The sequence below is a fragment of the Microbacterium phoenicis genome (genome assembly GCF_047302325.1).
In the GTDB taxonomy this organism is placed as follows: Bacteria; Actinomycetota; Actinomycetes; order Actinomycetales; family Microbacteriaceae; genus Microbacterium.
In genome coordinates this window covers 1,561,186-1,586,542 of sequence record NZ_CP154849.1, presented here as the reverse complement: position 1 = coordinate 1,586,542, position 25,357 = coordinate 1,561,186, and the positions used below count along the sequence as shown (strand labels likewise).

24 protein-coding genes and 1 tRNA gene are annotated in these 25,357 nt (G+C 70.0%); 8 read left to right on the top strand and 17 right to left on the bottom strand.

The window, feature by feature from the left end:
* Positions 1–2 precede the first annotated feature (2 nt).
* Complete coding sequence (locus ABCU91_RS07775; protein WP_406924504.1) at positions 3–818, top strand: ParA family protein; 816 nt, start codon at positions 3–5, stop codon at positions 816–818.
* A 48-nt stretch (positions 819–866) separates the two neighbouring features.
* Here ABCU91_RS07775 and ABCU91_RS07770 read toward each other — a convergent pair whose 3' ends face one another.
* From ABCU91_RS07770 to ABCU91_RS07760, 3 genes are all read right to left on the bottom strand, one after another.
* A complete protein-coding gene (locus ABCU91_RS07770; RefSeq protein WP_406924505.1) occupies positions 867–1,412 on the bottom strand; it encodes a MerR family transcriptional regulator in 546 nt (181 codons plus the stop codon).
* A gap of 100 nt (positions 1,413–1,512) precedes the next feature.
* The gene (locus tag ABCU91_RS07765; protein ID WP_406924506.1) at positions 1,513–2,193 is read right to left on the bottom strand and encodes a MerR family transcriptional regulator; all 681 of its coding nucleotides are present in this window, start codon (positions 2,191–2,193) and stop codon (positions 1,513–1,515) included.
* The gene (locus ABCU91_RS07760) at positions 2,190–2,678 is read right to left on the bottom strand and encodes an FHA domain-containing protein (RefSeq protein ID WP_065572210.1); all 489 of its coding nucleotides are present in this window, start codon (positions 2,676–2,678) and stop codon (positions 2,190–2,192) included. Before ABCU91_RS07760 ends, ABCU91_RS07765 begins: the two co-directional genes overlap by 4 nt.
* 245 nt (positions 2,679–2,923) lie before the next feature.
* Between ABCU91_RS07760 and ABCU91_RS07755 the strand changes: the two genes are divergently transcribed.
* Both ABCU91_RS07755 and lpdA read left to right on the top strand, forming a co-directional pair.
* Positions 2,924–3,493, top strand: a complete 570-nt coding sequence (locus ABCU91_RS07755) for a copper resistance protein CopC (protein WP_406924507.1) — start codon at positions 2,924–2,926, stop codon at positions 3,491–3,493.
* 29 nt (positions 3,494–3,522) lie between these two features.
* A complete protein-coding gene (gene lpdA / locus ABCU91_RS07750; protein WP_406924508.1) occupies positions 3,523–4,923 on the top strand; it encodes a dihydrolipoyl dehydrogenase in 1,401 nt (466 codons plus the stop codon).
* A gap of 112 nt (positions 4,924–5,035) precedes the next feature.
* Here lpdA and ABCU91_RS07745 read toward each other — a convergent pair whose 3' ends face one another.
* The 8 genes from ABCU91_RS07745 to ABCU91_RS07710 all read right to left on the bottom strand — a co-directional run bounded on the left by ABCU91_RS07745 (position 5,036) and on the right by ABCU91_RS07710 (position 12,483).
* Complete coding sequence (locus ABCU91_RS07745) at positions 5,036–5,665, bottom strand: CYTH domain-containing protein (protein ID WP_413353323.1); 630 nt, start codon at positions 5,663–5,665, stop codon at positions 5,036–5,038.
* Entirely contained in the window at positions 5,655–5,897 is a 243-nt protein-coding gene (locus ABCU91_RS07740; RefSeq protein WP_091352663.1) for a response regulator, read from the bottom strand. Before ABCU91_RS07740 ends, ABCU91_RS07745 begins: the two co-directional genes overlap by 11 nt.
* Positions 5,898–5,985: 88 nt before the next feature.
* Positions 5,986–8,469 (bottom strand): glycogen/starch/alpha-glucan phosphorylase, encoded by a 2,484-nt coding sequence (locus tag ABCU91_RS07735; RefSeq protein ID WP_413353322.1) that lies wholly within the window; start codon positions 8,467–8,469, stop codon positions 5,986–5,988.
* A gap of 85 nt (positions 8,470–8,554) precedes the next feature.
* Complete coding sequence (locus tag ABCU91_RS07730; RefSeq protein ID WP_406924511.1) at positions 8,555–9,568, bottom strand: YihY/virulence factor BrkB family protein; 1,014 nt, start codon at positions 9,566–9,568, stop codon at positions 8,555–8,557.
* 74 nt (positions 9,569–9,642) lie between these two features.
* On the bottom strand, positions 9,643–10,164 hold the full coding sequence (locus ABCU91_RS07725; RefSeq protein WP_413353321.1) for a prepilin peptidase: 522 nt from the start codon (positions 10,162–10,164) through the stop codon (positions 9,643–9,645).
* Between the two features lie 4 nt (positions 10,165–10,168).
* Entirely contained in the window at positions 10,169–10,465 is a 297-nt protein-coding gene (locus tag ABCU91_RS07720) for a DUF1905 domain-containing protein (RefSeq protein ID WP_406924513.1), read from the bottom strand.
* 57 nt (positions 10,466–10,522) lie between these two features.
* On the bottom strand, positions 10,523–11,509 hold the full coding sequence (locus ABCU91_RS07715; RefSeq protein WP_406924514.1) for an aldo/keto reductase: 987 nt from the start codon (positions 11,507–11,509) through the stop codon (positions 10,523–10,525).
* A gap of 5 nt (positions 11,510–11,514) precedes the next feature.
* The gene (locus ABCU91_RS07710; RefSeq protein ID WP_413353320.1) at positions 11,515–12,483 is read right to left on the bottom strand and encodes a LysR family transcriptional regulator; all 969 of its coding nucleotides are present in this window, start codon (positions 12,481–12,483) and stop codon (positions 11,515–11,517) included.
* 80 nt (positions 12,484–12,563) lie between these two features.
* Here ABCU91_RS07710 and ABCU91_RS07705 point away from each other — a divergent pair, with 80 nt between their 5' ends.
* Positions 12,564–13,604 (top strand): aminotransferase class V-fold PLP-dependent enzyme, encoded by a 1,041-nt coding sequence (locus tag ABCU91_RS07705; protein ID WP_413353319.1) that lies wholly within the window; start codon positions 12,564–12,566, stop codon positions 13,602–13,604.
* 6 nt (positions 13,605–13,610) lie between these two features.
* On the opposite strand, the gene ABCU91_RS07700 is transcribed toward ABCU91_RS07705, so the two are convergent.
* Positions 13,611–15,278 carry a cation:proton antiporter gene (locus tag ABCU91_RS07700; RefSeq protein WP_413353318.1) on the bottom strand — a complete coding sequence of 556 codons (1,668 nt, stop codon included), beginning with the start codon at positions 15,276–15,278 and terminating at the stop codon, positions 13,611–13,613.
* 68 nt (positions 15,279–15,346) lie between these two features.
* Here ABCU91_RS07700 and ABCU91_RS07695 point away from each other — a divergent pair, with 68 nt between their 5' ends.
* Complete coding sequence (locus tag ABCU91_RS07695; protein ID WP_413355388.1) at positions 15,347–16,369, top strand: NADPH:quinone reductase; 1,023 nt, start codon at positions 15,347–15,349, stop codon at positions 16,367–16,369.
* A gap of 31 nt (positions 16,370–16,400) precedes the next feature.
* Here ABCU91_RS07695 and ABCU91_RS07690 read toward each other — a convergent pair whose 3' ends face one another.
* The 3 genes from ABCU91_RS07690 to ABCU91_RS07680 form a co-directional block, all read right to left on the bottom strand.
* A complete protein-coding gene (locus ABCU91_RS07690; RefSeq protein WP_413353317.1) occupies positions 16,401–16,730 on the bottom strand; it encodes a ribonuclease E inhibitor RraB in 330 nt (109 codons plus the stop codon).
* 67 nt (positions 16,731–16,797) lie between these two features.
* Positions 16,798–22,038 carry a GDSL-type esterase/lipase family protein gene (locus tag ABCU91_RS07685; RefSeq protein ID WP_413353316.1) on the bottom strand — a complete coding sequence of 1,747 codons (5,241 nt, stop codon included), beginning with the start codon at positions 22,036–22,038 and terminating at the stop codon, positions 16,798–16,800.
* Between the two features lie 294 nt (positions 22,039–22,332).
* Positions 22,333–22,406, bottom strand: a tRNA-Pro gene (locus tag ABCU91_RS07680).
* A 104-nt stretch (positions 22,407–22,510) separates the two neighbouring features.
* On the opposite strand from ABCU91_RS07680, the gene ABCU91_RS07675 reads away from it, so the two are divergent.
* The 3 genes from ABCU91_RS07675 to ABCU91_RS07665 are packed head-to-tail and all read left to right on the top strand — an operon-like array spanning position 22,511 to position 23,986.
* Entirely contained in the window at positions 22,511–23,089 is a 579-nt protein-coding gene (locus ABCU91_RS07675) for a GNAT family N-acetyltransferase (RefSeq protein ID WP_413353315.1), read from the top strand.
* On the top strand, positions 23,086–23,589 hold the full coding sequence (locus tag ABCU91_RS07670) for an O-acetyl-ADP-ribose deacetylase (protein ID WP_413353314.1): 504 nt from the start codon (positions 23,086–23,088) through the stop codon (positions 23,587–23,589). The genes ABCU91_RS07675 and ABCU91_RS07670 overlap by 4 nt, the downstream gene beginning before the upstream one ends.
* A gap of 40 nt (positions 23,590–23,629) precedes the next feature.
* Positions 23,630–23,986: an RNA-binding S4 domain-containing protein gene (locus tag ABCU91_RS07665; protein ID WP_413353313.1), complete on the top strand. Its 357-nt coding sequence runs from the start codon at positions 23,630–23,632 to the stop codon at positions 23,984–23,986.
* On the opposite strand, the gene ABCU91_RS07660 is transcribed toward ABCU91_RS07665, so the two are convergent.
* Together ABCU91_RS07660 and ABCU91_RS07655 are read right to left on the bottom strand one after the other, a co-directional pair.
* Positions 23,972–24,388, bottom strand: coding sequence for a DUF2809 domain-containing protein (locus tag ABCU91_RS07660; protein WP_413353312.1), 417 nt, complete (start codon positions 24,386–24,388; stop codon positions 23,972–23,974). The two genes, ABCU91_RS07665 and ABCU91_RS07660, sit on opposite strands and share 15 nt — an antisense overlap.
* Positions 24,367–25,263 (bottom strand): NUDIX domain-containing protein, encoded by an 897-nt coding sequence (locus tag ABCU91_RS07655; protein WP_413353311.1) that lies wholly within the window; start codon positions 25,261–25,263, stop codon positions 24,367–24,369. The genes ABCU91_RS07660 and ABCU91_RS07655 overlap by 22 nt, the downstream gene beginning before the upstream one ends.
* Between the last annotated feature and the right edge of the window lie 94 nt (positions 25,264–25,357).

Below are 25,357 nucleotides of genomic sequence, written 5' to 3'. Positions count from 1 at the left end.
TTGTGCACGTACTCTCCGTCAGCTCCCTCAAAGGTGGCGTCGGCAAGACGACCGTGACCCTGGGCCTCGCCTCCGCGGCGTTCGCGCGCGGGGTACGGACCCTTGTCGTCGACCTGGACCCGCAGTCCGACGTGTCGACGGGCATGGACATCCAGGTCGCCGGGCGACTCAACGTCGCCGACGTCCTCGCCAACCCCAAAGAGAAGGTCGTCCGTCAGGCGATCACCTCGAGCGGGTGGGCGAAGGTCCACCCCGGCACGATCGACGTGATGATCGGCAGCCCGTCCGCCATCAACTTCGACGGCCCGCACCCGAGCGTCCGCGATGTGTGGAAGCTCGAAGAGGCGCTCGCGACCATCGAGGCCGACTACGACCTCGTCCTCATCGACTGCGCACCGTCGCTTAACGCGCTCACGCGTACGGCATGGGCGGCATCCGACCGTGTCGTCGTCGTCACGGAACCCGGACTCTTCTCGGTGGCTGCGGCCGACCGTGCGCTACGCGCGATCGAAGAGATCCGCCGCGGTCTGTCCCCCCGGCTCCAGCCCCTCGGCATCGTCGTGAACCGGGTGCGCCCGCAGTCGATCGAGCACCAGTTCCGGATCAAGGAACTTCGCGACATGTTCGGGCCGCTCGTCCTCAGCCCCCAGCTCCCGGAGCGCACCTCGCTGCAGCAGGCGCAGGGCGCGGCGAAGCCGCTCCACATCTGGCCCGGTGACTCCGCGCAGGAGCTCGCAGCCGACTTCGACTCGCTCCTGGACCGGATCGTCCGAACGGGCCGCATCCCGGTCGCCGGAACAGCGTCGTCGCCCGCCTGAGCACGCCAGTCGTAGGGACGAGGATGCCTCACGGCATCCGGATCGGCCTCAGGCCGAGCGTGCGGCGCGACGAGCGGCGAGCTCGTCGGTCTGCTCGGGCTGCTGCGCGTCGAAGTCGACCAGAGTGGTCTCGACTTCACGCAGCACCTTGCCCACGGCGATCCCGAAGACGCCCTGGCCGCGGCTGACCAGGTCGATGACCTCGTCGTTCGACGTGCACAGGTACACCGAGGCGCCGTCGCTCATCAGGGTCGTCCCCGCGAGATCGCGAATGCCCGCGGCGCGGAGCTGATCGACGGCGATGCGGATCTGCTGAAGCGAGATGCCGGTGTCGAGCAGACGCTTGACCAGCTTGAGGACCAGGATGTCGCGGAAGCCGTAGAGCCGCTGCGACCCGGAACCGCTCGCACCGCGGACGGTGGGTTCGACGAGTTCGGTGCGCGCCCAGTAGTCGAGCTGACGGTAGGTGATGCCGGCGGCCCGTGCCGCCTGGGCACCGCGGTAACCGACTTCGTCGTCCATCTCGGGGAGGCCGTCGGTGAACAGGAGTTCTGTCGAGAACTTCTGCTCGCCCAGCGCGTCGTGCGCGGTCATCGAGGCCTCCTGCAGGTGAGTGGTGATTCCACGCTAAAGGAGGGAACGGCCTCCGGCAACGACATCCGGCTCCCGGGTGTCGGCGTGTCGCGGACGCCGGTCACGGCGTCAGGCGTTCGAGCGCGGCGCTGACGAAGACCTGGCGGATCTCCTCCAGCCGACGCGCGAGTTCCGGGGCCGTCTCGCTCGCCTGCGCGCGCGATCCGGCGTCCGTCCGGCGCAGGAGCGGAGCGATGGCGCTCTCGATGAGAGAGACCTCGCGTTCCACGCTCTGACGGATCGTGCGGACGTGGCGGGGCTGGATGCCGTGGGCGTTCAGAGCGACCAGGGAACGGAGGATGCCGAGTGCTCGCTCGTCGAACGAGTCGGACGGGCCGATCAGCCCGGCGGAGACCGCCTCGTTCATCAGCGTGGCCGTGGCACCGGCTGCGGTGATGAGTTCATCCCGTCGGTAGCGCCGGGACGTCTGGACGATCGATGCCGGCGGCGCCGGGGACGCCTCGTCACCGTGCTCCTCGAGGTATTCGCGGATCCGCGCGAGCGGGATGCCGAAGTCGCGCTGCATCGTCAGGGCGGTGCGCAGGCGCTCGACGTCGGCAGCGGAGAACTTGCGGTAACCGGAGTCCGTGCGGACGGGAGTGACGATGCCCTGGACCTCGAGGAAGCGGAGCTTGCTGGCGGTGAGGGCGGGGAACTCCGGACTCAACCGGGCGAGGACCTGACCAATGCTCAATGACCCCGAGGGCGCTGCTCGTCCCCGGGTGGCGGCGGCCGAACTCACGCGCTGATCGCCCGCTCGGCGGGTGCGATGAAGAAGTTCAGGCGGAACTTGCCGACCCGGACCTCCGCGCCGTCGGTGAGTGTCGCGCGGTCCACGCGCTCGCCGTTCACGTAGGTCCCGTTGAGCGAGCGCTGATCGATCAGCTCGAACGTCGCTCCCGTGCGGGTGATCTCGGCGTGACGGCGCGACACGGTGACGTCATCGAAGAAGATGTCGGCCTCAGGATGCCGCCCGACCGTCGTCACGTCGGTGTCGAGCAGATAACGCGCCCCGGCCGTCGGGCCGGAACGCACGATGAGCAGGGCTGCACGTGCCGGCAAGGCGTTGATCGCCTCGACCTCGGCGGCCGTCAGTTCGGCGCCGAACGGCACGAAAGAAAGGTCGGAGTCATGCCCGAAGGTCTGCGTCGAGTCCACGAGCCGCGGGTGCGCCGACGTCTCGGCACCACGATGGATGTCGCCGTTCGGTCGCTGAGTGTCGTCCACGATGTCCTCCTTCTTCCACAGTAACCGATCGGTCACGCTCCCGGTGGCCGAGCACCACGGATCGACGCACGCCGACGGCGTTTGTCGCGTCTCGTCCGGGCGACGATCGCAACCCCGCCTGCGTAGCCTCGCGCACGGAGAGCCCGGCGCACAAGGAGGAGCAACAGACCGCCGCATAGTAGCGGCGTCCCGCCGCCGACGACAGGCCCGCGGACGGGGGCATCACGCGGACTAACCTCACGCGCATGTTCTCCACCACACGCCTCACCTCGCGGCGCGCGGGTGTCGTCGCCGCGACGGTCGCCGCCCTCCTCCTGCTCGCTCCGGCACCCGCGGCATCCGCTCACGACGAACTGCTCTCGTCGGACCCGAAGGCGGACGAGATCGCGGGCACCACCCCGGACAGCATCACCCTCACGTTCAGCGATGCGCCGTCGACGGAACCCGGGGCAACGCAGTTCGCCGTCTACGACGAGGCGTGCTCGACGATCGCGGCCGGCGAGCCGACGGTCGACGGCAACACCGTCTCGCAGGCAATCAGCGGCCCGGTCGAGGGCGCCGTCCTCGTGCAGTGGCGGGTTGTCTCGAGCGACGGCCACCCGATCTCGGACGAGTACACGTTCTCGGTCGGAGAGGACGGCAAGGTCTCAGCGGTCGAGCAGTGCGGCGAGACCCTCGCCGAGCAGTCGGAAGGGTCCTCCGAGGGCTTCAACGCCGTCCCGTACGCGGTCGGCGGAGCGATCATCTTCACAGCCGTCGGCGTCGTCATCGCGGTCGCGATCGTCCGTGGTCGACGCGGTGCGACGAAGGAGTGAGGGCACCCGCGGCGGACTAGGCTGGGGACATGCCTCACTACGACGTCGTCATCCTCGGTGCCGGCCCCGGCGGCTATGTCGCGGCCGTCCGCTCCGCACAGCTCGGACTGTCCACCGCCATCATCGAAGAGAAGTACTGGGGCGGTGTCTGCCTCAACGTCGGCTGCATCCCCTCCAAGGCTCTTCTGAAGAACGCCGACCTCGCTCACACCTTCACCCACAAGGCCGACCTGTTCGGCATCAGCGGCGACGTGAACTTCGACTTCGGGGTCGCGTGGGATCGCAGCCGCAAGGTCGCCGACACCCACGTCAAGGGCATCCACTTCCTCATGAAGAAGAACAAGGTGACCGAGTACGAGGGCCGCGGCTCCTTCGTCGACGCGAAGACGATCGAGGTCACGAAGGCCGACGGCTCGACCGAGACCGTCACGGCCGACAACGTCATCATCTCGACCGGCTCGACCGTGCGCCTGCTTCCGGGCGTCACCCTGAGCGAGAACGTCGTCACGTACGAGGAGCAGATCCTCACCCGTGAGCTTCCGAACTCGATCGTCATCGTGGGCGCCGGTGCCATCGGCATGGAGTTCGCGTTCTTCATGAGCAACTACGGCGTGAAGGTCACGATCATCGAGTTCCTCGATCGCGCACTGCCCAACGAGGACGTCGAGATCTCGAAGGAGATCCAGCGTCAGTACAAGAAGTACGGCATCGACATCCTGACCTCGACCAAGGTCGAGTCCGTCGTCGACTCCGGCGACAAGGTCACCGTGTCGTACTCGGCGAACGCTGACGGCGCGAAGGGTGAGATCGAGGCCGACAAGGTCCTCATGTCTATCGGCTTCGCCCCCCGCGTCGAGGGCTTCGGCCTCGACAAGACCGGTGTGAAGCTCACCGAGCGCGGCGCGATCGAGATCGACGACTACATGCGCACGAACGTCGAGGGCGTGTACGCCATCGGTGACGTCACAGCGAAGCTGCAGCTCGCCCACGTGGCCGAGGCGCAGGGCGTCGTCGCCGCCGAGACCATCGGCAAGGCGGAGACCCAGACGCTCGGCGACTACCGCAACATGCCCCGCGCGACGTTCTGCTCGCCGCAGGTCGCCTCGTTCGGCCTCACGGAGCAGCAGGCTCGCGACGCCGGCTACGACGTCAAGGTGGCGAAGTTCCCCTTCTCGGCCAACGGCAAGGCCAACGGCCTCGGCGAGCCGGTCGGTTTCGTGAAGCTGATCGCGGATGCCGAGCACCTCGAACTCCTCGGCGGTCACCTCATCGGCCCCGACGTGTCGGAACTCCTTCCCGAGCTCACCCTCGCCCAGAAGTGGGACCTGACCGCGCTGGAGGCGGCACGGAACGTGCACACGCACCCGACGCTCTCCGAGGGCCTGCAGGAGGCGTTCCACGGCCTCGCCGGCCACATGATCAACCTCTGATCATCGGGTAAGACCTATCGAAACGCATGGGTCTTCAGTAACCTGACGATCACGACTGACGCCGCCCCGAACGAAGCCGGGGGCGGCGTCAGTGCGTTAACGAGCGCTGCGGTCAGAGCCCGAGGGCGCGTTCGAGCTTGGACCCCGACGTCGAGACCTCTCCCCCGACGGCACGGACCAACAGGTCGGCCGCGTCGAAGAGCGCGTCGCGGGCAGCGGCATCCGTCGGCGCCGCAGGACCCAGCTCGAGCTCCCACTCACGCCAGGTGGTGTCGACACCCCGGCGGACATCCGTCGCGGTGACGCGGTCATCGACGAACTCGGCGAGGAGCCCGCCGGCGGTGTCGAGCAGGGCGTAGGCCGTCCGGGAGTTCCGGATCCGCGCAAGGGGTGGGAACGGCGGCTCGGCGATCTCGGCGAGGACGCTCTCGATCGCCGGCGGGACGACGATGTTCTCGGGGTCGCCGGCGTCGAGGGGCCACCGGGACTCGGCTTTACCCTCGGGCGTCACCCGCTTGATGTGCCACCCCTCGTCCGGGCCGCCGCTGCGGCGACGCAGGGCGACACGAGCCCGACCGAGCGAGCCCTCCGCCGTGTCGAGGTAGTGCGCGTCGAGTTCGCGTGGCTCAGGCGCGCCCACGACGGCGACGCCGGGAAGCCGTGCCCAATCGGGCAGAGGCGTCCCGGCGTCGACGTCGTAGGTCCGCTCGATCTCGAGCGAGTGCTCCGGCTCAGTCGTCAAGGGTCGATCGGTCGTCGCGCTCGTCTGCGGACGGGTCGATGTCGTCCTGGGAGGCGACGAAGTGGAAGTCCGCGGATGTCGGGCCGTCGCCCTCCCCCGTGTTCTCGTCGGCGCCCGATCGTTCGTACGTGATCTGCGTCTCGCTGTAGGGCAGGATCAGCCGATCCGTGTCTTCCTCGAGCGGGATGACCTGGCCGTCGAGCGGGCCGCCGTGAAGTCGTGCAATAGCCATTGTTGTACCTCCGGATCCGACTCTAATCGCGGGAGCGCACCGGCCCGGGACGCCTTGTCAGCGCGCCGAGCCGGTGATATCCCCGGGCTCAGACGATCGGCGGAGTGTGCCAGATGCGGTCGATGTAGTCGCGCATCGACCGGTCCGACGAGAAGAAGCCGCACCGCGCGACGTTCAGGATCGCGGCGCGCGTCCAGGCATCCTGGTCGGCGTACAGGGCGTCGACGCGCTTCTGCGCCGCGATGTAATCGGTGTAGTCCGCCAGGGCCATGAACGGGTCGTGATGGACCAGGTTCGACACGACAGGCTCGAAGACGGACGCATCACCGCCCGAGAACGCCCCGGAGGAGATGAGATCGAGTGCGCGCGACAGGTTCTCGTCTGCGCGGACGAAATCGATCGGGTGGTACCCGCGCGCCTGGAGATCGGCGACCTCGGGCTCGGCCATCCCGAAGAGGAAGAAGTTGTCGTCGCCGACGAGTTCGCGGATCTCGACGTTCGCGCCGTCGTCGGTGCCGATCGTGAGCGCGCCGTTCAGAGCGAACTTCATGTTGCCTGTTCCCGACGCCTCCTTTCCGGCGAGCGAGATCTGCTCCGACAGATCGGCGGCGGGGACGACGCGCTCGGCGAGGGTGACGTTGTAGTTCGGCGGGAACAGTACCGCGAGGCGACCCTCGACGCGCGGGTCGTCGTTGACGACCGAGCCGACCGCGTTGATGAGGTGGATGATCCGCTTGGCCATCGCATAGCCGGGCGCCGCCTTGGCGCCGAAGACGAAGGTCCGGGGCGTCACCTGATCGGCCGTGACCCGTCCCGAGGCGATGGCGTCGTACTCCGTGATGATGTGGAGGAGCTTGAGCGTCTGCCGCTTGTACTCGTGCAGCCGCTTGACCATGACGTCGAGCAGATGATCATCGGCGACCGTCAGCCCGTCGCGCTCAGCCAGAGTCCGTGCCAGGGTCCGCTTGTTCGCGGCCTTGACGGCCCGGAAGGCGGAGCGGAACTCGGCGTCGTCTGCGTACTCCTCGAGTTCGCGCAGCCGGTCGAGGTCGGTGAGCCAGCCGGCACCGATCGTATCGGTGATGAGCCGCGAGAGCCCGGGGTTCGCGAGACGCACGAAGCGGCGCGGCGTCACGCCGTTCGTGACGTTGGTGAACTTGCCGGGGTAGAACTCGTCGAAGTCCGGCAGCACCTTCTCGCGCAGCAGCTGCGAGTGGAGCTCGGCGACGCCGTTCACCTTCGATCCGGCGACCGTGGCGAGGTACGCCATCCGGATCGCACCGTCGGGCGAGACGATCGACATCCGCCGGATCCGCTCCGCGTCGTCGCCGAACCGCTCGCGGACCTCCTCGAGGAACTCGTCGTTGATCCGGTAGATGATCTCGAGGTGGCGGGGCAGCAGCCGGCCCAGCAAGTCCGCCGGCCATACCTCGAGCGCTTCGGGCAGAAGGGTGTGGCACGTGTAGGCGAAACACTGCTGCGTGATCTGCCACGCGGCATCCCATTCGAGTTTCTTCTCGTCCACGAGAACGCGCATGAGCTCGGGCACGCCGATGACGGGGTGCGTGTCGTTGAGCTGGAAGATGACGCGGTCGGGGAGGTTCGCGAGGTCGAAGTCGGCCGGCAGGATGAGGTTCACGAAGTCGCTGATGGATGCCGCGACGAAGAAGTACTGCTGCTGCAGCCGCAGCTCCTTGCCCTGCGGCGTGGAGTCCTCGGGGTAGAGCACCTTCGAGATGTTCTCGGCGTAGGTCTGCGCGCGGACGGCCTCCTGGTAGTCGCCCGCGTTGAACACGCGGAGGTCGAAGCCCTGCGTGGCCTGCGCACTCCAGAGCCGGAGCGTGTTGACGCGGCCGTTGTGATAGCCGGGGACCATGTAGTTGTAGGGGACAGCGAGGACGTTCCACGCCGGCACCCACCGGGTCCGTTCGACGCCCCCGTCGTCGTAGGTCTCGGTGTAGCCGCCGAACGAGATCGTCTGCGCGGCCTCGGGATGCGGGAATTCCCAGGGCGAGCCGAGCGCGAGCCACGAGTCGGCCTGCTCGACCTGCTCCCCGTCGACGAACGTCTGCCGGAAGATGCCGTATTCGTAGCGGATGCCGTAGCCCACGCTCGGGACGCCGAGGGTCGCGAGCGAGTCGATGAAGCACGCGGCGAGCCGTCCCAGGCCGCCGTTGCCGAGCCCGGGCTCGACCTCCATCGCGCGGACATCCTCGAGATCGAGGCCGCACGCCACGAGCGCTTCGTCGGCGATGTCGGTGAGGCCCGTCGCGAGCAGGTTGTTGTCGAGCTGACGACCGAGGAGGTACTCCGCCGACAGGTAGGCGACGCCCTTGGACTGGATCGTGCGCTGGCGGCGGACGTCCTCGAGCCAGCGGGCCATGAGGTAGTCGCGGACCGTGGCGGCCAGCGCGAAGTAGCGATCGTTCGCCGTCGACGTCGACAGGGCGACCCCACGGCCGTTGTTGAGGTTGCGGAGGAACTGCGTCACGAAACCGTCGACCGTGGGCTCGGGTGCCTGGACGGGGGCGAGGGCGATGGGGTGACTCGGTTGAAGGCGCTGGTTCTTCACGCTTCGACGGTACACACCCCGCACGGCGGCATCGAGTGGATGCGTCAGAGTTCACACAGCGGTGATGCGGTCGTGACGCCGGGCCTCACCCGGCCCGCTCGGCGGCGAGCGCTTCGCGCGCGGCGTGGAGCTCGTCGGCCGCTGCCTTCACCTGATCCTCGGCGGTCTGCACACGGCGCTCGATGAGGGTCGTCGCTCCGTGGACCCGTCGCACGCGATCCTCGCTCTCCAGCGTCGCGGCGACGATGTAGGACGAGGCGATGAGGATCACCTGGCACGACAGGTTGATCCACAGGAGCAGGGCGATGAGCGTGGCGAACGAGGCCAGCAGCGGGTTGGACCCCGCGCCGCCCACGAACAGGCTCGACAACTGCTGCAGGATGGTCAGCCCGAACCCGCCGATGAGCGCGCCGACCCAGAGGGCGCGAGCGGGGGCGCGCACGCCCGACAGCGCGCGGAAGAGGAGGGCGACGACGACGGTGTCGAGGATGAAGGTGACGAGGATGCCGACCCCGGCGCTGATTCCCACGGTGAGGGGACTGTCGGCGGACACCCCGACGAACTCCGAGACGAGCCCCACTCCCGCCGTACCGAGGACGGTCGCCACGGCGGCGGCGGCGAGCCCCGCGCCGATCACGATGGCGAGGACCAGGTTCCGCGCGAGGACGATGAAGAAGAGCGTGTCGTCATGCACCTTGTCGGCCAGGGTGCGCAGGGCCGTCCGGAGCGATCCGATCGCCCCGATGGCCGCCATCACGAGACCCACGAGCGACACCGCGCCCGCGAGGGAGAACGCGACCGGCTGGCTGAGGCTCTCGGGTTTGATGATGCCGTCCTCGCCGACGAGGCCGGGGATGACGCTGTCGACGGCGTCGATGAGGCCCTGCCACGCCTGCGGGTTCCCCGCGAGCCACAACGCCGCCACCGAGAAGCCCAGCAGGACCCCGGCGAACACGCTGAAGAGGGTGCGGTAGGTGACGCTGTCGGCGAGGAGGGGACCGCGACGCTCGCTGTACCGCAGGTACGCGCGCACGATCCGCCAGGACAGCGCCTTCGCGATCAGGCGCGGGACGAGCGGGGTCTTCGTACGGTCGGCCATCCCCTCACGCTACTGACGGAGGGATGCCGGTCGGAGACCCTTGCGCCGCGACGGGGGATCTGGCATCCGCCGGCTCAGAGCCCGACGCGGTCGGCGATCGCTCCGCCGAACACGATGCCCGTCCAGGCGCCGAGCAGCATCCACGGCCCGAAGGCGACGGCGGTGCGCCGGCCGGCCCTCCGCGTCGCGAGAAGGATCACTCCGTACAGACCGCCGAAGACGAAGCCGGCGAAGGCGCCCACGGCGAGCGCCGACCAGCCCGCCCATCCGAGTGCGATGCCGAGGACGCCCGCGAGCTTCACGTCTCCCCCGCCCATACCCCCACCCGCAGCACGGAGCAGCAGATAGAACGCGAACAGGACCGCGCCTCCGACCGCTGCGCGCAGCAGGGACGACCACGGCGCGCCCGCCAGACACGCGATCGCCAGCAGTCCGCCGAGCACCGGGTACCCGGGCAGGACCCAGGCGTTGGGCAGACGATGCGTTCGCGCGTCGATCAGGGCCAGAGCGATCGACACGACGAGGAGCCAGGCGTAGGCGAGCGCAACGGCGACGAGCGCGACAGGGCTGGGCGCATCGGTGAACAGGCCGAGCATCGGCTCAGCCGTCGAACACGTCGAGGCGAGCACGGACCGCGTCGCCGTCGGAGATGCCCTCCCGCTCGCGCACGGACCGTTTCAGCGGGAGCACGTACACCCCGCGGCCGGCGTCGGGGAAGATCGACGTCCGCCACCGAGAGGAGCCGATGGTCACCTCCACGGGGATCGATCCGAACCCACGCCCCGGACGCGGCACCTCGCGGATATCGGCGCTCACCTCTTCGGGCAGCGGGATGAAGTACCAGTCGTCCCTCCGCGACTCCCAGCGGTACAGGACTCCGGTGACGTTGACGATCATGTGGTCACGGTAGCGACGTCGCGCCCCGGGCGGCGGGCGGCATCCCCACCCCGGCAGTCACCACTGCGGGTGGATGTCGGCGCGGAGCCTGCGGTCGTAGACGTCGACGACCGCGGCGGCGAAAGTGTCGAGGTCGGCGGGATCGATCGACCCGGCGGCGGCGTTGCTGCGGGCCTGCGTCGTCGTCCGGGCCCCCGGGATGACGGACGTGACGCCGGGGCGGGACGCGATCCAGGCGAGGGATGCCGCGGGCAGCGACACCCCGTCGGGGAGGGCCGCGGCGAGTTCGTCTGCGGCGACGAGCCCGGTGTCGTAGTCGACGCCCGAGAAGGTCTCCCCGCGGTCGAACGCCTCACCGTTCCGATTGAAGGAACGGTGGTCGTTGCCCGCGAACGAGGTCGAGCTCGTGTACTTCCCGCTCAAGAGGCCGGAGGCCAGCGGAACACGGGCGAACACGGCGACGCCGGCCGCCTCTGCGGCGGGCAGCACCTCGTCGAGCGGCTTGAGCCGGAACGGGTTGATGATGATCTGCACGTTCGTCACACCGGGGCGCGAGATGGCGGACAGCGCCTGATCGCACGTCTCGACCGAGACGCCGTAGGCCCCGATGGCTCCGTCGGCGACGAGGGCGTCGAGGGCGTCGTACGTCTCGTCGGCGTCGATGACGGCCGACGGCGGACAGTGCAGCTGCACGAGGTCCAGGGTGTCGACGCCGAGGTTCGCCCGCGATCGGTCCGTCCACGCGCGGAAGTTCTCGGGGGTGTAGTTCTCGGGCTCCTGCGCGACGCGACGACCCATCTTGGTCGCCACGGTCACACCGTGGCCCGGGTGCGCGGCCAGGAACCTGCCGATCAGCGACTCACTGCGACCGTCTCCGTACACGTCGGCGGTGTCGAAGAGGGTGACCCCGGCCTCGACGGACGCGGCGAGGACCTCGAGGGCGTCGGCCTCGGATACATCACCCCAGTCCGCTCCGAGCTGCCAGGTGCCGAGACCGATGGTGGACACGGAGCGGCCGGTGGCGGCGAGAGGGCGCTGATGCATGCGGCTCACCCTACTTCGGCGCCGGGCGCTTCCGGGCCGGATGCCGCCATGTCCCTGACCGCGTCGGCGAGGTGCCGCAGGACCGTCGCGACGGCCGGCACCCGCGCCGCGCCGCGCGCGGACACGGCGTGGAGCTCACGTCTGTCGCGTGACGCGAGTGGCCGTGTAAGGATGCCCTCGACGAGCGGGAAGGATGCGACGGCGAGCCGCGGGAGCGTCGCGACGCCGACCCGCTGGGCGACGAGCTGCTCGACGGCCGCGACGTTGTCGGTCTCGAACCGGATGCGCGGGGTGAAGCCCGCACGAGAGCACGAGTCGAGGAGATGGCTGCGGCACCGGGGGCATCCTGCGATCCAGTCGTCCGCGGCGAGGGTCTCGATGTCGACGATCACGTCGGAGGCGCGCGGATGCCCCTCGGGCAGGATCAGCAACAGATCCTCCTCCCCGATCCGTCGGGCGTCGAGCCCGCGGATGCTGTCGCCGTGAGCGTCGGTCCCGTCGCCGGGGTGGCTGAATGTGAGGGCGATGTCGGCACGGTCGGCACGGACGGCGGCGACCGCCTCGGGCGGCTCGGCTTCGACGTAGGTGAGCGAGACGCCGGGGTCGGTCTCTGCGAGGCGCCGCATGAGCCGTGGCAGGACGGTCGGCGACGCCGACGGGAATCCGACCAAGCGGACGGTGCCGGTCCGACCGCCACTCAAGTCGGCGAGCTCGCCGGCCACGGCGCCGAGAGCCGTCGTGATCGACGCAGCGTGACGGGCGAGGATGCGACCGGCCTCGGTGAGCCTCATACGCCTGCCAACGCGCTCGACGACCGGCATGCCCAGACGTGATTCGAGCCGGCGGATCTGCTGACTGACCGCCGGCTGGCTGTAGCCGAGCGCGGCCGCGGCGGCGGTCACCGACCCTGCGTCGCCGACCGCCTTGACGATGCGGAGCTCAGCGACGGACAGGTCGGGCAACGAAGACGGCACACCGATATATAACGCGACGTCATGGACTAGATGCAATACCTGCCATGGTGCACTCTCACGGATGTCGGGACGATGGACGCATGGCCCTCTCCCCCGCCGACGTCCGTGCCGCGTTCCCCGATGCGCGCGGATACGTCGCGGCCTGCACCGCCGGCATCCCGACCCGCGCCACCCGCGCCGCTGTTCGAGCCGACCTCGACGCACTGCCCGACCCCGTCCGCTACGCCGCGGTGGCCGAGCGGTGCCGTGCGTCGTTCGCGCGACTCGTCGGGGTCTCGCCGGAGTTCGTCGCCCTCGGCGCCCAGACGTCGGCGATGGTGAGCCTGCTCGCGGCCTCCCTCCCCGACGGTGCGGTCGTCGTCTGCCCGGACGGGGAGTTCTCCTCGCTCGTTCTGCCCTTCGTTCACGCCGGTCGCGGCATCACGGTGCGCACCGTCCCCCTCGAGGCGCTCGCCGCGTCGATCGAGCCCGGCGACGCGATGGTCGCCTTCTCGATCGTTCAGTCCGCGACGGGAGCAGTGGCCGACGCGGACGCGATCGTCACCGCCGCCCGTTCCCACGGGGTGCGCACCCTGTGCGATGCGACGCAGGCCGTCGGATGGATGCCGGTGGCCGCCGGCGCCTTCGATGCGCTCGTCTGCCACTCGTACAAGTGGCTGTGCGCGCCGCGCGGCGTCGCGTTCCTCACGGTCACCGAGGACTTCGCGGCCTCGATCCTCCCCCGCCAGGCCGGGTGGTACGCGGGAACCGACCCGTGGGCGTCCTGCTACGGCGGGGACGCGGCCCTGGCGGCATCCGCTCGACGGTTCGACGTCTCGCCGGCGTGGCAGGCCTTCGTCGGGGCGGAGCCCGCGCTCGCGCTGTTCGCCGACGCGGATCCGGCCGCCCTCCGCGACGAGGTCACCGCGCTCGCCGCGGCGTTGAGGTCGCGCCTGGGGCTGCCGCAGCCCATCCGTGCGACGCCCATCGTGACGTGGCGGGACGAGGCCGGGGCCGATATCGCGCGTCTGCGGGAGGCGGGGATCGTCGCGTCGAGCCGGGCGGGCAACGCCCGCGTCGCACTCCACGTGTTCAACGACCTGCGCGACGTGGACGACATCGCGCGGACGCTCGGACGCTGACCCGGATCAGGCTCGGTCGGAGCGGAGCTCGATCGCGATCTGCGACGCGTCGATGACGGCGAGCTCGTGCGCGAGGACGTCGGCGTCGAAGGTCCCGCTGTCGCGCGCATCGAGGAGCACGCGGCGCTGAACGGCCAACACCTCGAGTCGTCGAGCGCTCTCGACCTCGAAGATCTGGGACCGGTCCGCGTCCGCCCGTCGTTCGGCGGGCGGAACGGTCGCGGCGCTGTCGCGGAGGAGTTCGAGGATGTGACGACGCTCCTCGTGTTCGCGCTGCCGGGTCTCCTCCTGCGACCCGGCGGACGTGAGGGCCGTGACCATGGGGGCGACCGTGGCTCCCTGCCCGACGAGCGAGACGACGGCGACCGCGAACGCGACGAGGATGAGGACCGACCGCTGCGGCGTGCCCTCAGGCAGCGTCTGCGCGGCGGCCAGCGTGATCGCACCCCGCATGCCCGCCCACACGACGAGGGCCCCTTCTCGCCACCCCAAGGGCGCCTCCTGGAAGTAGCGGATGTCCGCCAGCCCCCGGGTCACGCGCGGTCCGAAGCGGCGGACCGTGTCGCGCGAGACCGTTCTGCCCCGGCGCGCGAAGGCGTCGACGAGCTTTTTCTCGCCCTCCTCGCTCTCGAGCCGCTGAGCGATGGTCTCGAGTCGGGGCTGCAGCCGCCGCACGCGTCGCGCGTTCGCGGACAGGAGCGCCAGGAGCGGCGCGACGTACGCCGCGCGGACCACGATGGTGAGCAGCCATGCGCCCGCCGCGACGAGGAGCGCCGGCGCCACACCGGCATGCACGGCTTGCACGTCCGAGATGATCGTCGTGAGCTGCAGCCCCATGAAGAGGAAGACGAGCCCTTCGAGGATCAGCTCGATCGTGCGCCAGTTCTGCGCGTCCGACAGCCTGTTGCGCGCCGAGAACACGCGCGGTCCCCGGACACCTGTGATGATGCCCGCGACGACGGCGGCGACGAGGCCCGACGCCCCGAGGAGCTCGGCCGGGATCGCGGCCAGAAACGGCACGGTGAACGACAGGACGGTGTTCACGGTCGGATCCGTCGCCCGGCGACGAACGGTCAGGTTCAGCCAGCCGACGACGGCACCGATGATCACAGCGATGACGACCGCGTAGGCGAACGTGCCGACCGCACCCCAGAACGAGAAGGATGCCGCGGCCGCGGCGATCGCCGTCCGCAGCAGCACGAGCGCCGTGGCGTCGTTGAGCAGGCTCTCGCCTTCGAGGATCGCGACGACGCGCTTCGAGACCGGCGTGCGTTTGATGATCGACGTCGCGACGGCGTCGGTCGGGCTGACGATGGCGCCGAGCGCGACGCCCCACGCGAAACCGAGGTCGGGGATCACGATCATGAAGAAGAGCCCGAGGGCGAGCGCGGTCCCGATGACGAGGAACACCGACAGCCCCGCGATCGCTCCGAACTCGCGCCGGAAGTGCATGGCCGGCATGGACACGGCTGCCGAGTAGAGCAGCGGCGGCAGGATGCCGAGGAGGATCCACTCCGGGTCGAGGACGAAGTCGTCGAAGACCGGCAGGAAGCTCCCGCCGACGCCGACGGCGACCATGAGGATGGGCGCCGCGATCCCCGCCCACCGGCCGACGACCGTGGTGAGAGCGACCACGAGGAGGGCGACCACCAGGCCCAGGAGTGTCTCGATCACACCGAAAGCCTCTCAGAGCATCCCGCGGTCGTGGAATGCCCGCGCGCTACGGTCGGTTCATGCTCCACATGAAGGCCATCGTCTACCGCACCCCGGGCGCCTCCGACGTCCTGTCCCTCGTCGACCGCGAGATCGCGGCTCCCGAACCCGGCGAGGTGCGCGTGCGCATCGCCGTCTCGGGCGTGAACCCGACCGACTGGAAGTCCCGCGCCGGCGGCACGGCGCGGGCGTCGTTCGCCGAGACCGTCCCGAACCAGGACGGGGCGGGCATCCTCGATGCCGTCGGAGACGGGGTGGAGGGACTCGCCGTCGGCGATCGCGTGTGGGTGCACCTCGCGCAGCACCAGCGCCCCACGGGCACCGCGCAGGAGTACACGGTGGTACCGGCATCCCGCGCCATCCGGCTCCCCGAGGGCATCGACTTCGCGGCCGCCGCGAGTCTCGGCGTTCCCGCCGTCACGGCACACCGCGCACTCACCGTCCACGAGGACGGGCCCGCTCGCCTGGCGCCCGGAGCGCTCGCCGGACGCACCGTGCTCGTCGCGGGAGGCGCCGGAGCCGTCGGGCATGCCGCGATCCAGCTGGCCCGCTGGGCCGGCGCGACGGTGATCACCACCGTCAGCTCCGACGCCAAGGCGGAGCTCGCCCGCGCAGCCGGCGCGCATCACGTCATCGACTACACGCAGGGCGACCTCGTCGAGAACATCCGCGAGGTCGCACCCGACGGCGTCGACCAGATCGTCGAGGTGTCGCTCGCCACGAACGCGGCGGTCGATGCGGAGGTCGCGGCCAGCCACGCGGTCATCGCGTTCTACGCCGACGACAACGGCGACAGCTTCAGCATGCCGATCCGTCCGACCTTCGCGAAGAACATCCGTGTGCAGGGAGTCTTGCTCTACACCGTCGGAGAACCGGCTCTGGATGCCGCGGTCGCCGACATCACGCACGCACTGGAGGACGGTGCACTACCGGTGGGTGAAGACGCCGGCCTGCCGCTGACCTGGTTCCCGTTGGAGGAGACCGCCGCCGCCCACGACGCAGTCGAAGCCGCGACCGTGGGGAAGGTGCTCATCCGCGTTGCGGAGCTGTGAGCCGGAGCATGTCCCGCTCAGAGCAATCCGGCTACGCCTCGACGCTGGCGCCCCAGCCGTCGTAGTCGCCGCCGTGACGCTCGACGATGTCGATCACCTCGCGCAGGAAGCGGGCGACGTGCTCGTCGCCGAGCGCCTCGTCCCGAGTGGCCTGGAGCACGGTCTTGAAACGGTGACGGGCGCGTCCGACCTCGAACCCCGCTGCGATGAGATCGTTCGCCGCCGCCTGCGCGTGGGAGCGCCTCGAGAAGTACGCGTAATGCTCGACGCGCCGTGGCGCCTCGAGCACGTCGCCCATCTCGGCACGCTGTTCGCGCTGCGGTGCCCACATGGAGAGCTGGTACTCGTACGTCGACGTCATGCCCCCAGTATGTCGGGCGGGATGCCGCGGGTCGCCCCTTCGGCGAGGGCGACCCGCGGCATCCGTCTCAGCGGACGACGACCGTCAGCGGAGTCGAGCGGGTCGCGCCCGCCTCGTTGCGGTACTCGACGACGTACTCGTACGTGCCCGGGGCACGGCCCGTGACCGCGGTGCGGGCGCGCTGCGCATTCGGCGACGCGGCGGCGAGCTGCTGCTCATCGATGACCTTCCCGTTCTCGTACAGCGCGTACGAGGTCGCGTTGGTCCCCCACCACAGGTTCGACGTGACCGTGTAGGCGCCGTCCCGGTCGTGGTTGTCGTGCGAGAGCACGGGCGTTCCGGGAGCGGCATCCGTCACCGTGACGGTGATCGACGTCGTCTCGGTGACACCGGCCGCATTGATCAGCTCGCCCGTGTAGACGTACGTGCCGTTCGAGCGGCCGGCGATCGGCACCGCGACCTGCTGCGCCCCCGGCGACTGCGGGGTCAGCAGGCGGGTGTCGAGGAGTTCACCGTTCTCGTACAGCCGGAACACGGAGCCGTTGACGCCCCACCACAGGTTCATGGTGACCGTGAACGATCCGTCGCGCAGGCCGTCACCCCACCCGCTGTCGCTCGTAAGCGCACCCCGGCCGGGCCGGGCGGTCGCCCCTTCGTCGGCGTAGACCGAGAACCGGGACTCCGCCGTCGCGACGAGGCCGTCGTGGTTGACGGCCCGGACCGTCAGCACGTGGTCCCCGGCCTTGTCCGACAGATCGATGACGGCGTCGGCCGCGATCGGCTCCCCGTCGAGGGCGACGTCGAGGTTCCGCACGCCGGATTCGGGGTCTGCCGCCGACACCCCGAGCGCGAGCTCGCCGCTGTCGGGGAGGAGCGCACCGTTCTTCGGGAGACCCGAGATCACCGGAGCGGTCTCGTCGTCACCGCCCGAGGGACCGCCCGTCACCGCGATGCGCGGCATCGGAGCCGGCTCCATACCGTCGCCGATGAAGAAGCTCGGGTGCGGCGGCTGGTTGTATCCGGTGTTCTGCCAGGCGACAGCGACCCGGTACTGCATGTCGTGCATGAGCGTCGGGATGCGGATGTCGGTCTCGTCGGAGGTCGAGTAGATGCGCAGCTCCGACGAGTCCGCCGCGCGCCACACGATCTCTTCGCGCCAGTCGCCGAACAGGTCGGCCTGGAGGTTGGGCGTACCCTTCGTGCCGTTGTTCGACCGGGCCCCGGCATCCGAGAGGATCGTCTTCTGCTCCCCGGCCTCCCAGTCCCACTTCGCGACCACGGGCGTGCCCTGGGATGTCGTGGCATCCCAGTCGTGGTCGACGATCTCGCGCAGCGGGTCGCCGTCGAACCAGGCGAGGAAGTTCGCCGCCGGGATGCGGTCCCCGATGACCTCGCCGTCGGCGGCGACGAGAGTGCCGGTCCGGGAGTTCCACGCGGCGTCGCCACCGACGGCCCAGCCTTCGGCGCCGGGATGCCGCGGGTCGATGTCTCCCATGGCGGCACGGCCCGTGTCGACGGTGGCGGGAATGCTCCAGAGCACCTCGCCGGTCTTCGCGTCGCGGTACGTCGCGCCGCGGTTGCCTGATGCCGCCATGTTCTCGTGAGCGGCGAAGGCCTCGAGGCCAGGTCGCGACGGGTCGAAATCGCCGACATGCAGCGCGTCGCCGTGGCCGAGCCCCGTCGAATAGAGGAGCTCCCCGTCGTCGTCGATCGTGGCAGAGCCGAAGATGATCTCGTCCTTCGCGTCACCGTCGACATCGGCCACCGACATGGAGTGGTTGCCCTGCCCGTACAGGGCTTCGGCACCGTCCTCGTCCGAATCGGCGACCCACCGCGTCGTCAGCTTCTCGCCGTCGAAGTCGACGGCTGCGACGACGGCACGCGTGTAGTACCCGCGGCTGAAGATCGCGCTCGGGTGCTCGCCGTCGAGGTAGGCGACGGACGCGAGGAACCGGTCGACCCGGTTTCCGTAGGTGTCTCCCCACGATCCGACGTCGCCGCGCTGCGGGATGTAGTCGATCGTGTCGACCGCCTCGCCCGTCAGGCCGTTGAAGACCGTCAGGAACTCCGCCCCCTGGAGGACGTACCCCGAGCTGTTGCGGTGGTCCGCGCCGGCATCGCCGATGACGCGCCCGGCGCCGTCGACCGTGCCGTCCGCGGTCCGCGTGATCAGCTCGGCACGGCCGTCCCCGTCGAAGTCGTAGACCATGAGGTCCGTGTAGTGGGCGCCCGCTCGGACGTTCACGCCCAGGTCGATGCGCCAGAGGCGCTCCCCGTCGAGCCGGTAGGCATCGACGTAGACGTTGCCGGTGTAGCCGCCCTGCGAGTTGTCCTTCGCGTTGGAGGGGTACCACTTGACGATGAGCTCGTACTGCCCGTCACCGTCGACGTCGCCGGTGGTGGTGTCGTTGGCCGAGTAGGAGTAGGGCTGACCGTCCTTCGTGTAGGCGTCCGCCGGCTTCTGGAGGGCAACCGCTCGGTACGCCGCGGTCTGCACACCCACCGGATCGGACTCGGTCGTCTCTACGGTCTCGTCGCCCGAGCCGCTCAACCGGGTGACGAAGTACTCCGAGGCATCCGTCCCATCGGAGTCGAGCAGGTTGGTCGACGCGGTGATCGGCGCCGTGGTGATGCGCCGGCCGTCACGGTACACGTGGAAACCTGCGTCGGCCGGGTCGGTGCCCAGCAGCCGCCACGACACGAGCACGCCGTCACCCGTCCGGACCGCGGCGACACCACGGTCGAGGTACTCCGCCTGGCGCTGCAGCACCGTCGGCGCCGCCGTCTCGTACGGGTCGGATGCCGCACCGGCACCGCCCACGCCGACCGGAACGACCGTGTAGAAGTACGGCACCGTGGTCAGCACACCGTCGTCGTCGATGAAGCGCGGGACGTCAGTCGTGCCGACGAGGGTGCCACGCTCGCCCTCGACCTCTGAGCGGAATACGAGGAAGTAGAGGCTGTCATCGGCGGCCGCCCAGGCGAGCTCGACCTCGCGCGGGTCGATGCGGACCGCGTCGAGGCCCGTGGGCTTGCCGGGGGCGTCGACGTCGGGGTCGATCAGGCTCGTCTCGACCTTCGCCGACGGCACGGATTCGAGGCCCGTCCGGTCCACGGCGGTCACGTGGTAGCTGTAGTCCAGTCCGACGCGCGCCGTCCGGTCAGTGTACGCCGGCTCGGTGCTGCTGCCCACGAGCGCCGGGGCGGTGTCGAAGGCGGACGATCGGTAGATGTTCCAGGTGAGGCCGGATTCGGCATCCCATGCCAGGTCGATCTCGGGAGCGGCGGGGTCCGCCTCGACGCCCGTCACCTTCAGCCCCGTGGGGCCGAGGAGGATCGGCGTGATCTCGAGTCCGTTCAGACGCGTGCCGGCAGCGGCGCCGTAGGCCTCGATGTTCAGCTGACCGTCGGTGACGAGGAAGGGTCCGCGGAGGACGGCCGCGACCGAGCCTCGGCCGGCGTTGCCCGTTCCCGCTTCCTTCCCCTCGATGCGAAAGCTCGTGCGGGTCGACCCGATCCAGTCGCCCGAGAACGTCTTGACCGAGTAGGTGCCGTTCGGGACGTCGAGGGCGAAGGTCGAGCTGTCGCCCGGGAGGACGAAGTCGCGGATCAGGTCGTTCGACCCCTCGGCGGCGCCCCGGTCACGCCCCGCGCTGGCGGGCAGCGTGTTCGTGAAGCCGTACCCGCGGTCTTTCGTGTACCCGAGGTTCGGCGTGATCTCGGTGTACCCGGCGGCGAGCGGGTTGCCGGCGAGCTGGAAGTCGAACCGGTAGGCGGCCTGCTTGGTGGTGAACTCCACCGGCGCCGACGGTTCGGATTCGCCGCGACCATTGACCGCGACGACGCGGTAGCGGACAGTCGCACCTTCGCTGAGACCCTGCACGATCGTCGTGGGCTGAGTCACGGTGCCGACCAGAGTCCAGGTGTCCTCACCGGCCGCCTGGCGGAACACCTTGTAGATGTCCGCGGTCGGCACGGCGTCCCACTTCAGGGTGGCCCCGGCGTTGCTGATGGCGCCGGCGACGAGCTTCTGCGGGGCGGCTGGCGCATCGGCCGGGGGCTCCGTGTCGGTGATCTCGTCGGCGAGGGGGAGGTCGAGGGTGCTGATCCCCTGGGCCACCAGGCGAGCCATCTGGATGGCGCCGTACTCCTGGAAGTGCGTGTCGTCGACCGTTCCGGCGGGCCGGTTGGGGAACACTCCCGGGTCAACGTGCAGGAAGACGGCCTTGGCCGCTTCGGGGCCGATCTCGTCGAGGTAGGCGCGGCTGGATGCCGAGAGGTCGACCAGCGGCACGTCCTCCTCCGCGGCGAGCTCGGTCATCTTCTCGACGTACTCGGGGAAACTCACGCGGAAAACCCCCGTCTCGGGGTCGAAGTTCCGGCGGGAGACGGGCGTCACGAGAACCGGGGTCGCGCCACGCTGGCGCGCGCCCTCTACGTACGTGCGGAGGTACTCCTTGTAGTCGGCGGGCGAGGCGTAGCGGTCGTCCACTCCCTGCGTCGCGTCGTTGTGGCCGAACTGCGCGAACAGGTAGTCGCCGGGGCGGATCGCGCGCAGCACCTCGTCGAGGCGGCCCTGCGTGAGGAAGTTCTTGGACGAGCGCCCGCCGATCGCGTGATTCTTGACCGCGACGTCGTCCGAGAGGAAGCGCTCGAGCATCTGACCCCACCCCGCCTGCGGCGCGTACGCCGTCGCGTCGTAGGTCTGGACGGTCGAATCCCCCGTCAGATAGGTCGTGGGCACGGCGCCGGCGGTGCGCTCGGGCAGCCGCGTGATCGTGAGCGCGTTGAGGGATGCCGCCCCGCCCGCGATCTGCAGCGTCAGGCGCCCGTCGACGAGGGCGATGGGGAACGCCATCTCGAGGTACTCCCCCGCCGCCTTCGCCGTCGGCTGCACCTTGGCCATCGATTCGGCCGTGATCGCGATGTCAGTTGCGCCCTCCGCATCGCCGGCGACGAGCGAGACCGAGTAGTCACCCGGCGCGAGGTCGACCTCGAAGGTACCGCCCTGCGCCGCGACGAAGTCGGACCGCACGGCGTCGTCGCCCCCGCGGTCGACATCAGGGTCTGCGGATGTGGGCGCCGTGGAGAAGCCGTACCCCCACTCTGAGTCGAACGCCGTTGCGGACGTCACGCCGAGCGCGCCGGAGGCGACGGCGCCAGGCCCGAAGTCGAACGCGACGACGTCGCCGTCGGGGAGCGGCGCGGGGGTGTCTGCAGCGGCCGCGGGCGCTGCAGCGATGAGCGACGCGGTGAGTGCGGCCGCGGACGCTAGAGCGAGCGCGGAGCGGGGACGGCGGATGGGCATGGGTCCTCCTGGACGTCGTCGGCGAGAAGGCGCGCCGGACGACCCGCACCGGATGGGCGGAGAACGGTCCGACAACCTCGAGAGGGGCTTATGTCACGTCATCGAGCCCACGCGCTCCCGTCTTTGGAAAGCGCATTCCAGCTCGTTGCGACCGATCCTGGCATGACCGATGAGGCGCGCGCAAGGCATCCATCCGAAAGAATGAATCGTGTCAATTCGCGTGTAGGTACGGCACGAACGACGAAAGCCCCGGAACCCGCATCTTCTGCGTGATTCCGAGGCTTCCTCGAACCGTCGGGATGACAGGATTTGAACCTGCGACCCCTTGACCCCCAGTCAAGTGCGCTACCAAGCTGCGCCACATCCCGGTCCGTTGCCCTCGCGGACAACTCCACTATCCTAACCGGTCCTGAGGCCGCCCGCGAACCGCCACGGGGTTCCGCGTGTCCGATGTCGCCGCTACCCTGCCCGGATGGCCGAGATATCGATCGAACCGGCGCGTGCGAATCGCTTCGCCGACGCCGAGCACGCGTTGACCGGAGGCGGCGACGGCGCCGACTGCTGGTGCCAGTGGTGGATGCTCGCGCCGAAGGACTTCGAGGCGACCAGCGTCGACGAACGGCGTGAGCGGCTGCGTCGGGGTCTTTCGGCTTCTGTCCCGTCAGCGCTGATCGCGTACGTCGACGGCGTAGCCGCCGGCTGGGTGAAGGTCGCCCCTCGCCCCGATCAACCCCGCCTCGCCCGCACCCGCAACATCCAGACGTCGCCGGAGCCCATGGACGACCCGGCCGTCTGGACGATCACCTGCTTCGTCGTCCGCAAGGAGCACCGCTCCCAGGGCATCGCGAGCCGCCTCTTAGACGCCGCCGTCGACCATGCCCGCACGCACGGCGCTCGCATCGTTGAGGGATACCCGCTCGACACTGACGTGGGGCGCTTCTCGGCCAACGACCTCTACCACGGCACCCTCTCGAGCTTCCTCGCTGCCGGCTTCACCGAAACCGCCCGCCCCGGCGCGGCCCGTCCGATCGTCGCAAAGGAGTTGTCATGAGCCGCGTCACCGTCGTCCGCGGCGACATCACCCGCCAGCAGGTCGACGCCGTCGTGAACGCCGCCAACCGCGCCATGCGCGGCGGCGGGGGCGTCGACGGGGCCATCCACAGCGCGGGCGGTCCCGAGATCCTCGCCGACTGCATCGCCCGCTTCCCGCATGGCCTCGCGACCGGGGATGCCGGGTGGACGACCGCCGGCGACCTGCCCGCACACTGGGTCATCCACGTCGTCGGACCGAACCATACGGCCGGCGAACGCGACCGCGGCCTCCTCACCTCCTGCTACCGTCGTGCCCTCGAGGTCGCTGACGAACTCGGCGCGACGACCGTCGCCTTCCCGCTCATCAGCGCCGGGATCTACGGCTGGCCACTCGATGATGCGGTCGATGCCGCCGTCACGACGCTCACCGAGACCCCGTCGGCCGTGACCGAGGCGCGCATCGTCGCTTTCGACGACGCCATGTTCACCCGCGTCGAACGGCGACTCGCGGCATCCTGACCCGTCTTACGATGGATCCACCGGACGGGAGGAGGACCACATGGCGGATGCCGTGCGTGTCGACTCCTGGCTGTGGGCGGTCCGCGTCTACAAGACCCGTTCCGCTGCGACCACCGCCTGCCGCGCCGGGCACGTCCGGGTCAACGGCGACAAGGCGAAAGCCGCTCAGCAGGTCAAGCCGGGCGACGAGTTGCGCGTGCGAATCGCGGGTTTCGACCGCATCCTCGTCGTGCGCCAGACGCTCACCAAACGCGTCGGCGCTCCGATGGCCGCCGTCGCCGCCGAGGACCGGACGCCCGAACGCGAACCCGTCGCACGGATCGCGGTCCGCGACCGCGGCGCCGGTCGACCCACCAAGCGCGAACGCCGCGACATCGAACGGCTACGCGGCCGCTGACACCGCCCGGCGCCCGAGCGCGCGACGGACCGCGGCATCCGTCGTGGCGAGGACGGCACCCGTCACCGCGTACACGAGCAGGTCGCGGGCGTCGAAGACGGTCCCGAACACGAGGACGATCGGCGGCCACTCCCCCGCCCACGCGACCGGCAGCCCCGTGAGCTGGAACAGTTCGACGCCGGCCGACCACGCGACGACGATCGCGCCGGTCAGCCACGATGACAATCGAGGGAACAGCGCCACGAGCCCGCCCCACACCGCGACGACGTAGAACGCATCGCCGGCGATGTCGGATGCCGCGGTGTCCGCCGCCCCGAGGTGCACGGCCAGTCCGCAGGCCACCGCCGCCAGAGCGACGGCGACGCCGAGCAGCCGTCGCTTCACACCCGGTCGCGCAGCCACGACACCCCACGGACCTCCGCACCCACCGCGACCGCCCGCTCGCCGAGCGCGCGGTCGCTGGTCACGAGCAGGACTCGCTCCCCGTCGCCGACGCGCCGCCGCGCCTCGGCGACGAGCGTGTCGTCACCCGCGGCATCCGCTCGCACCACTCCGACGGAGCCGGCCGGATCCGCGGCGGCGCGCGCCTCGCCCTCGAGCACGGCGACGACATCCGGGTACCAGGTGTCGCCGGGGAGCGACAGCTCAGAAGCCGCCAGGCCCAGGCGCGGCAGACCCTGAAGCCGCTCGAGCAACCTCGACGCGGCACCGGCCCGGTCGCGCCACCATCCGTCGGGAACCGAGCCGACGACGTTCGCGGCGTCGACGAGCACGGTGAGTCGGACCGCGAGCAGGTCGCGCAGCGCCGGCCACGCGTCCGCGAAACCGGGATGCAGGGGCAGCGCGTCGACCTCGTCGAGCGGTACCCACTCCAGTGCGTAGCTCTCGGGATCCGCGATCACCGGCTCGAACGGGTCGACGACGTCGGCGACGAGCGTTGTGTACGACCACACGCCGAGGTCGAGGAAGCTCGTGAACTTCGGCCGGAGGGCTGCGACGGGAACGCCCGCCTCTTCGTGCGATTCGCGGATCGCGGCATCCGTGGCGCTCTCGCCCTGGTGCCGCGCACCTCCGGGGATGCCCCACGTGCCGCCGTGGTGACTCCACGAAACACGGTGCTGCAGCAGGACGCCGCGCGCGGCATCGTGCGCGAGCAGGCCAGCGGCACCGAACCGGCCCCAGTAGCGCTCACCGGCGTCGGTCACCACCCATGCATCGCCCGGATCGCGAGGACCGGAGGGGCGCGGCGGCCCGCTCGACGGTTCCTCGATCCTCATGCGATCAGCCTCTCACGCGCTCGGCGGCGAGGCGCGGCATCCGTCATGTCACGGAACAGATCCCCAGCCTGCCTGCAGACAACGAAGGAGATGA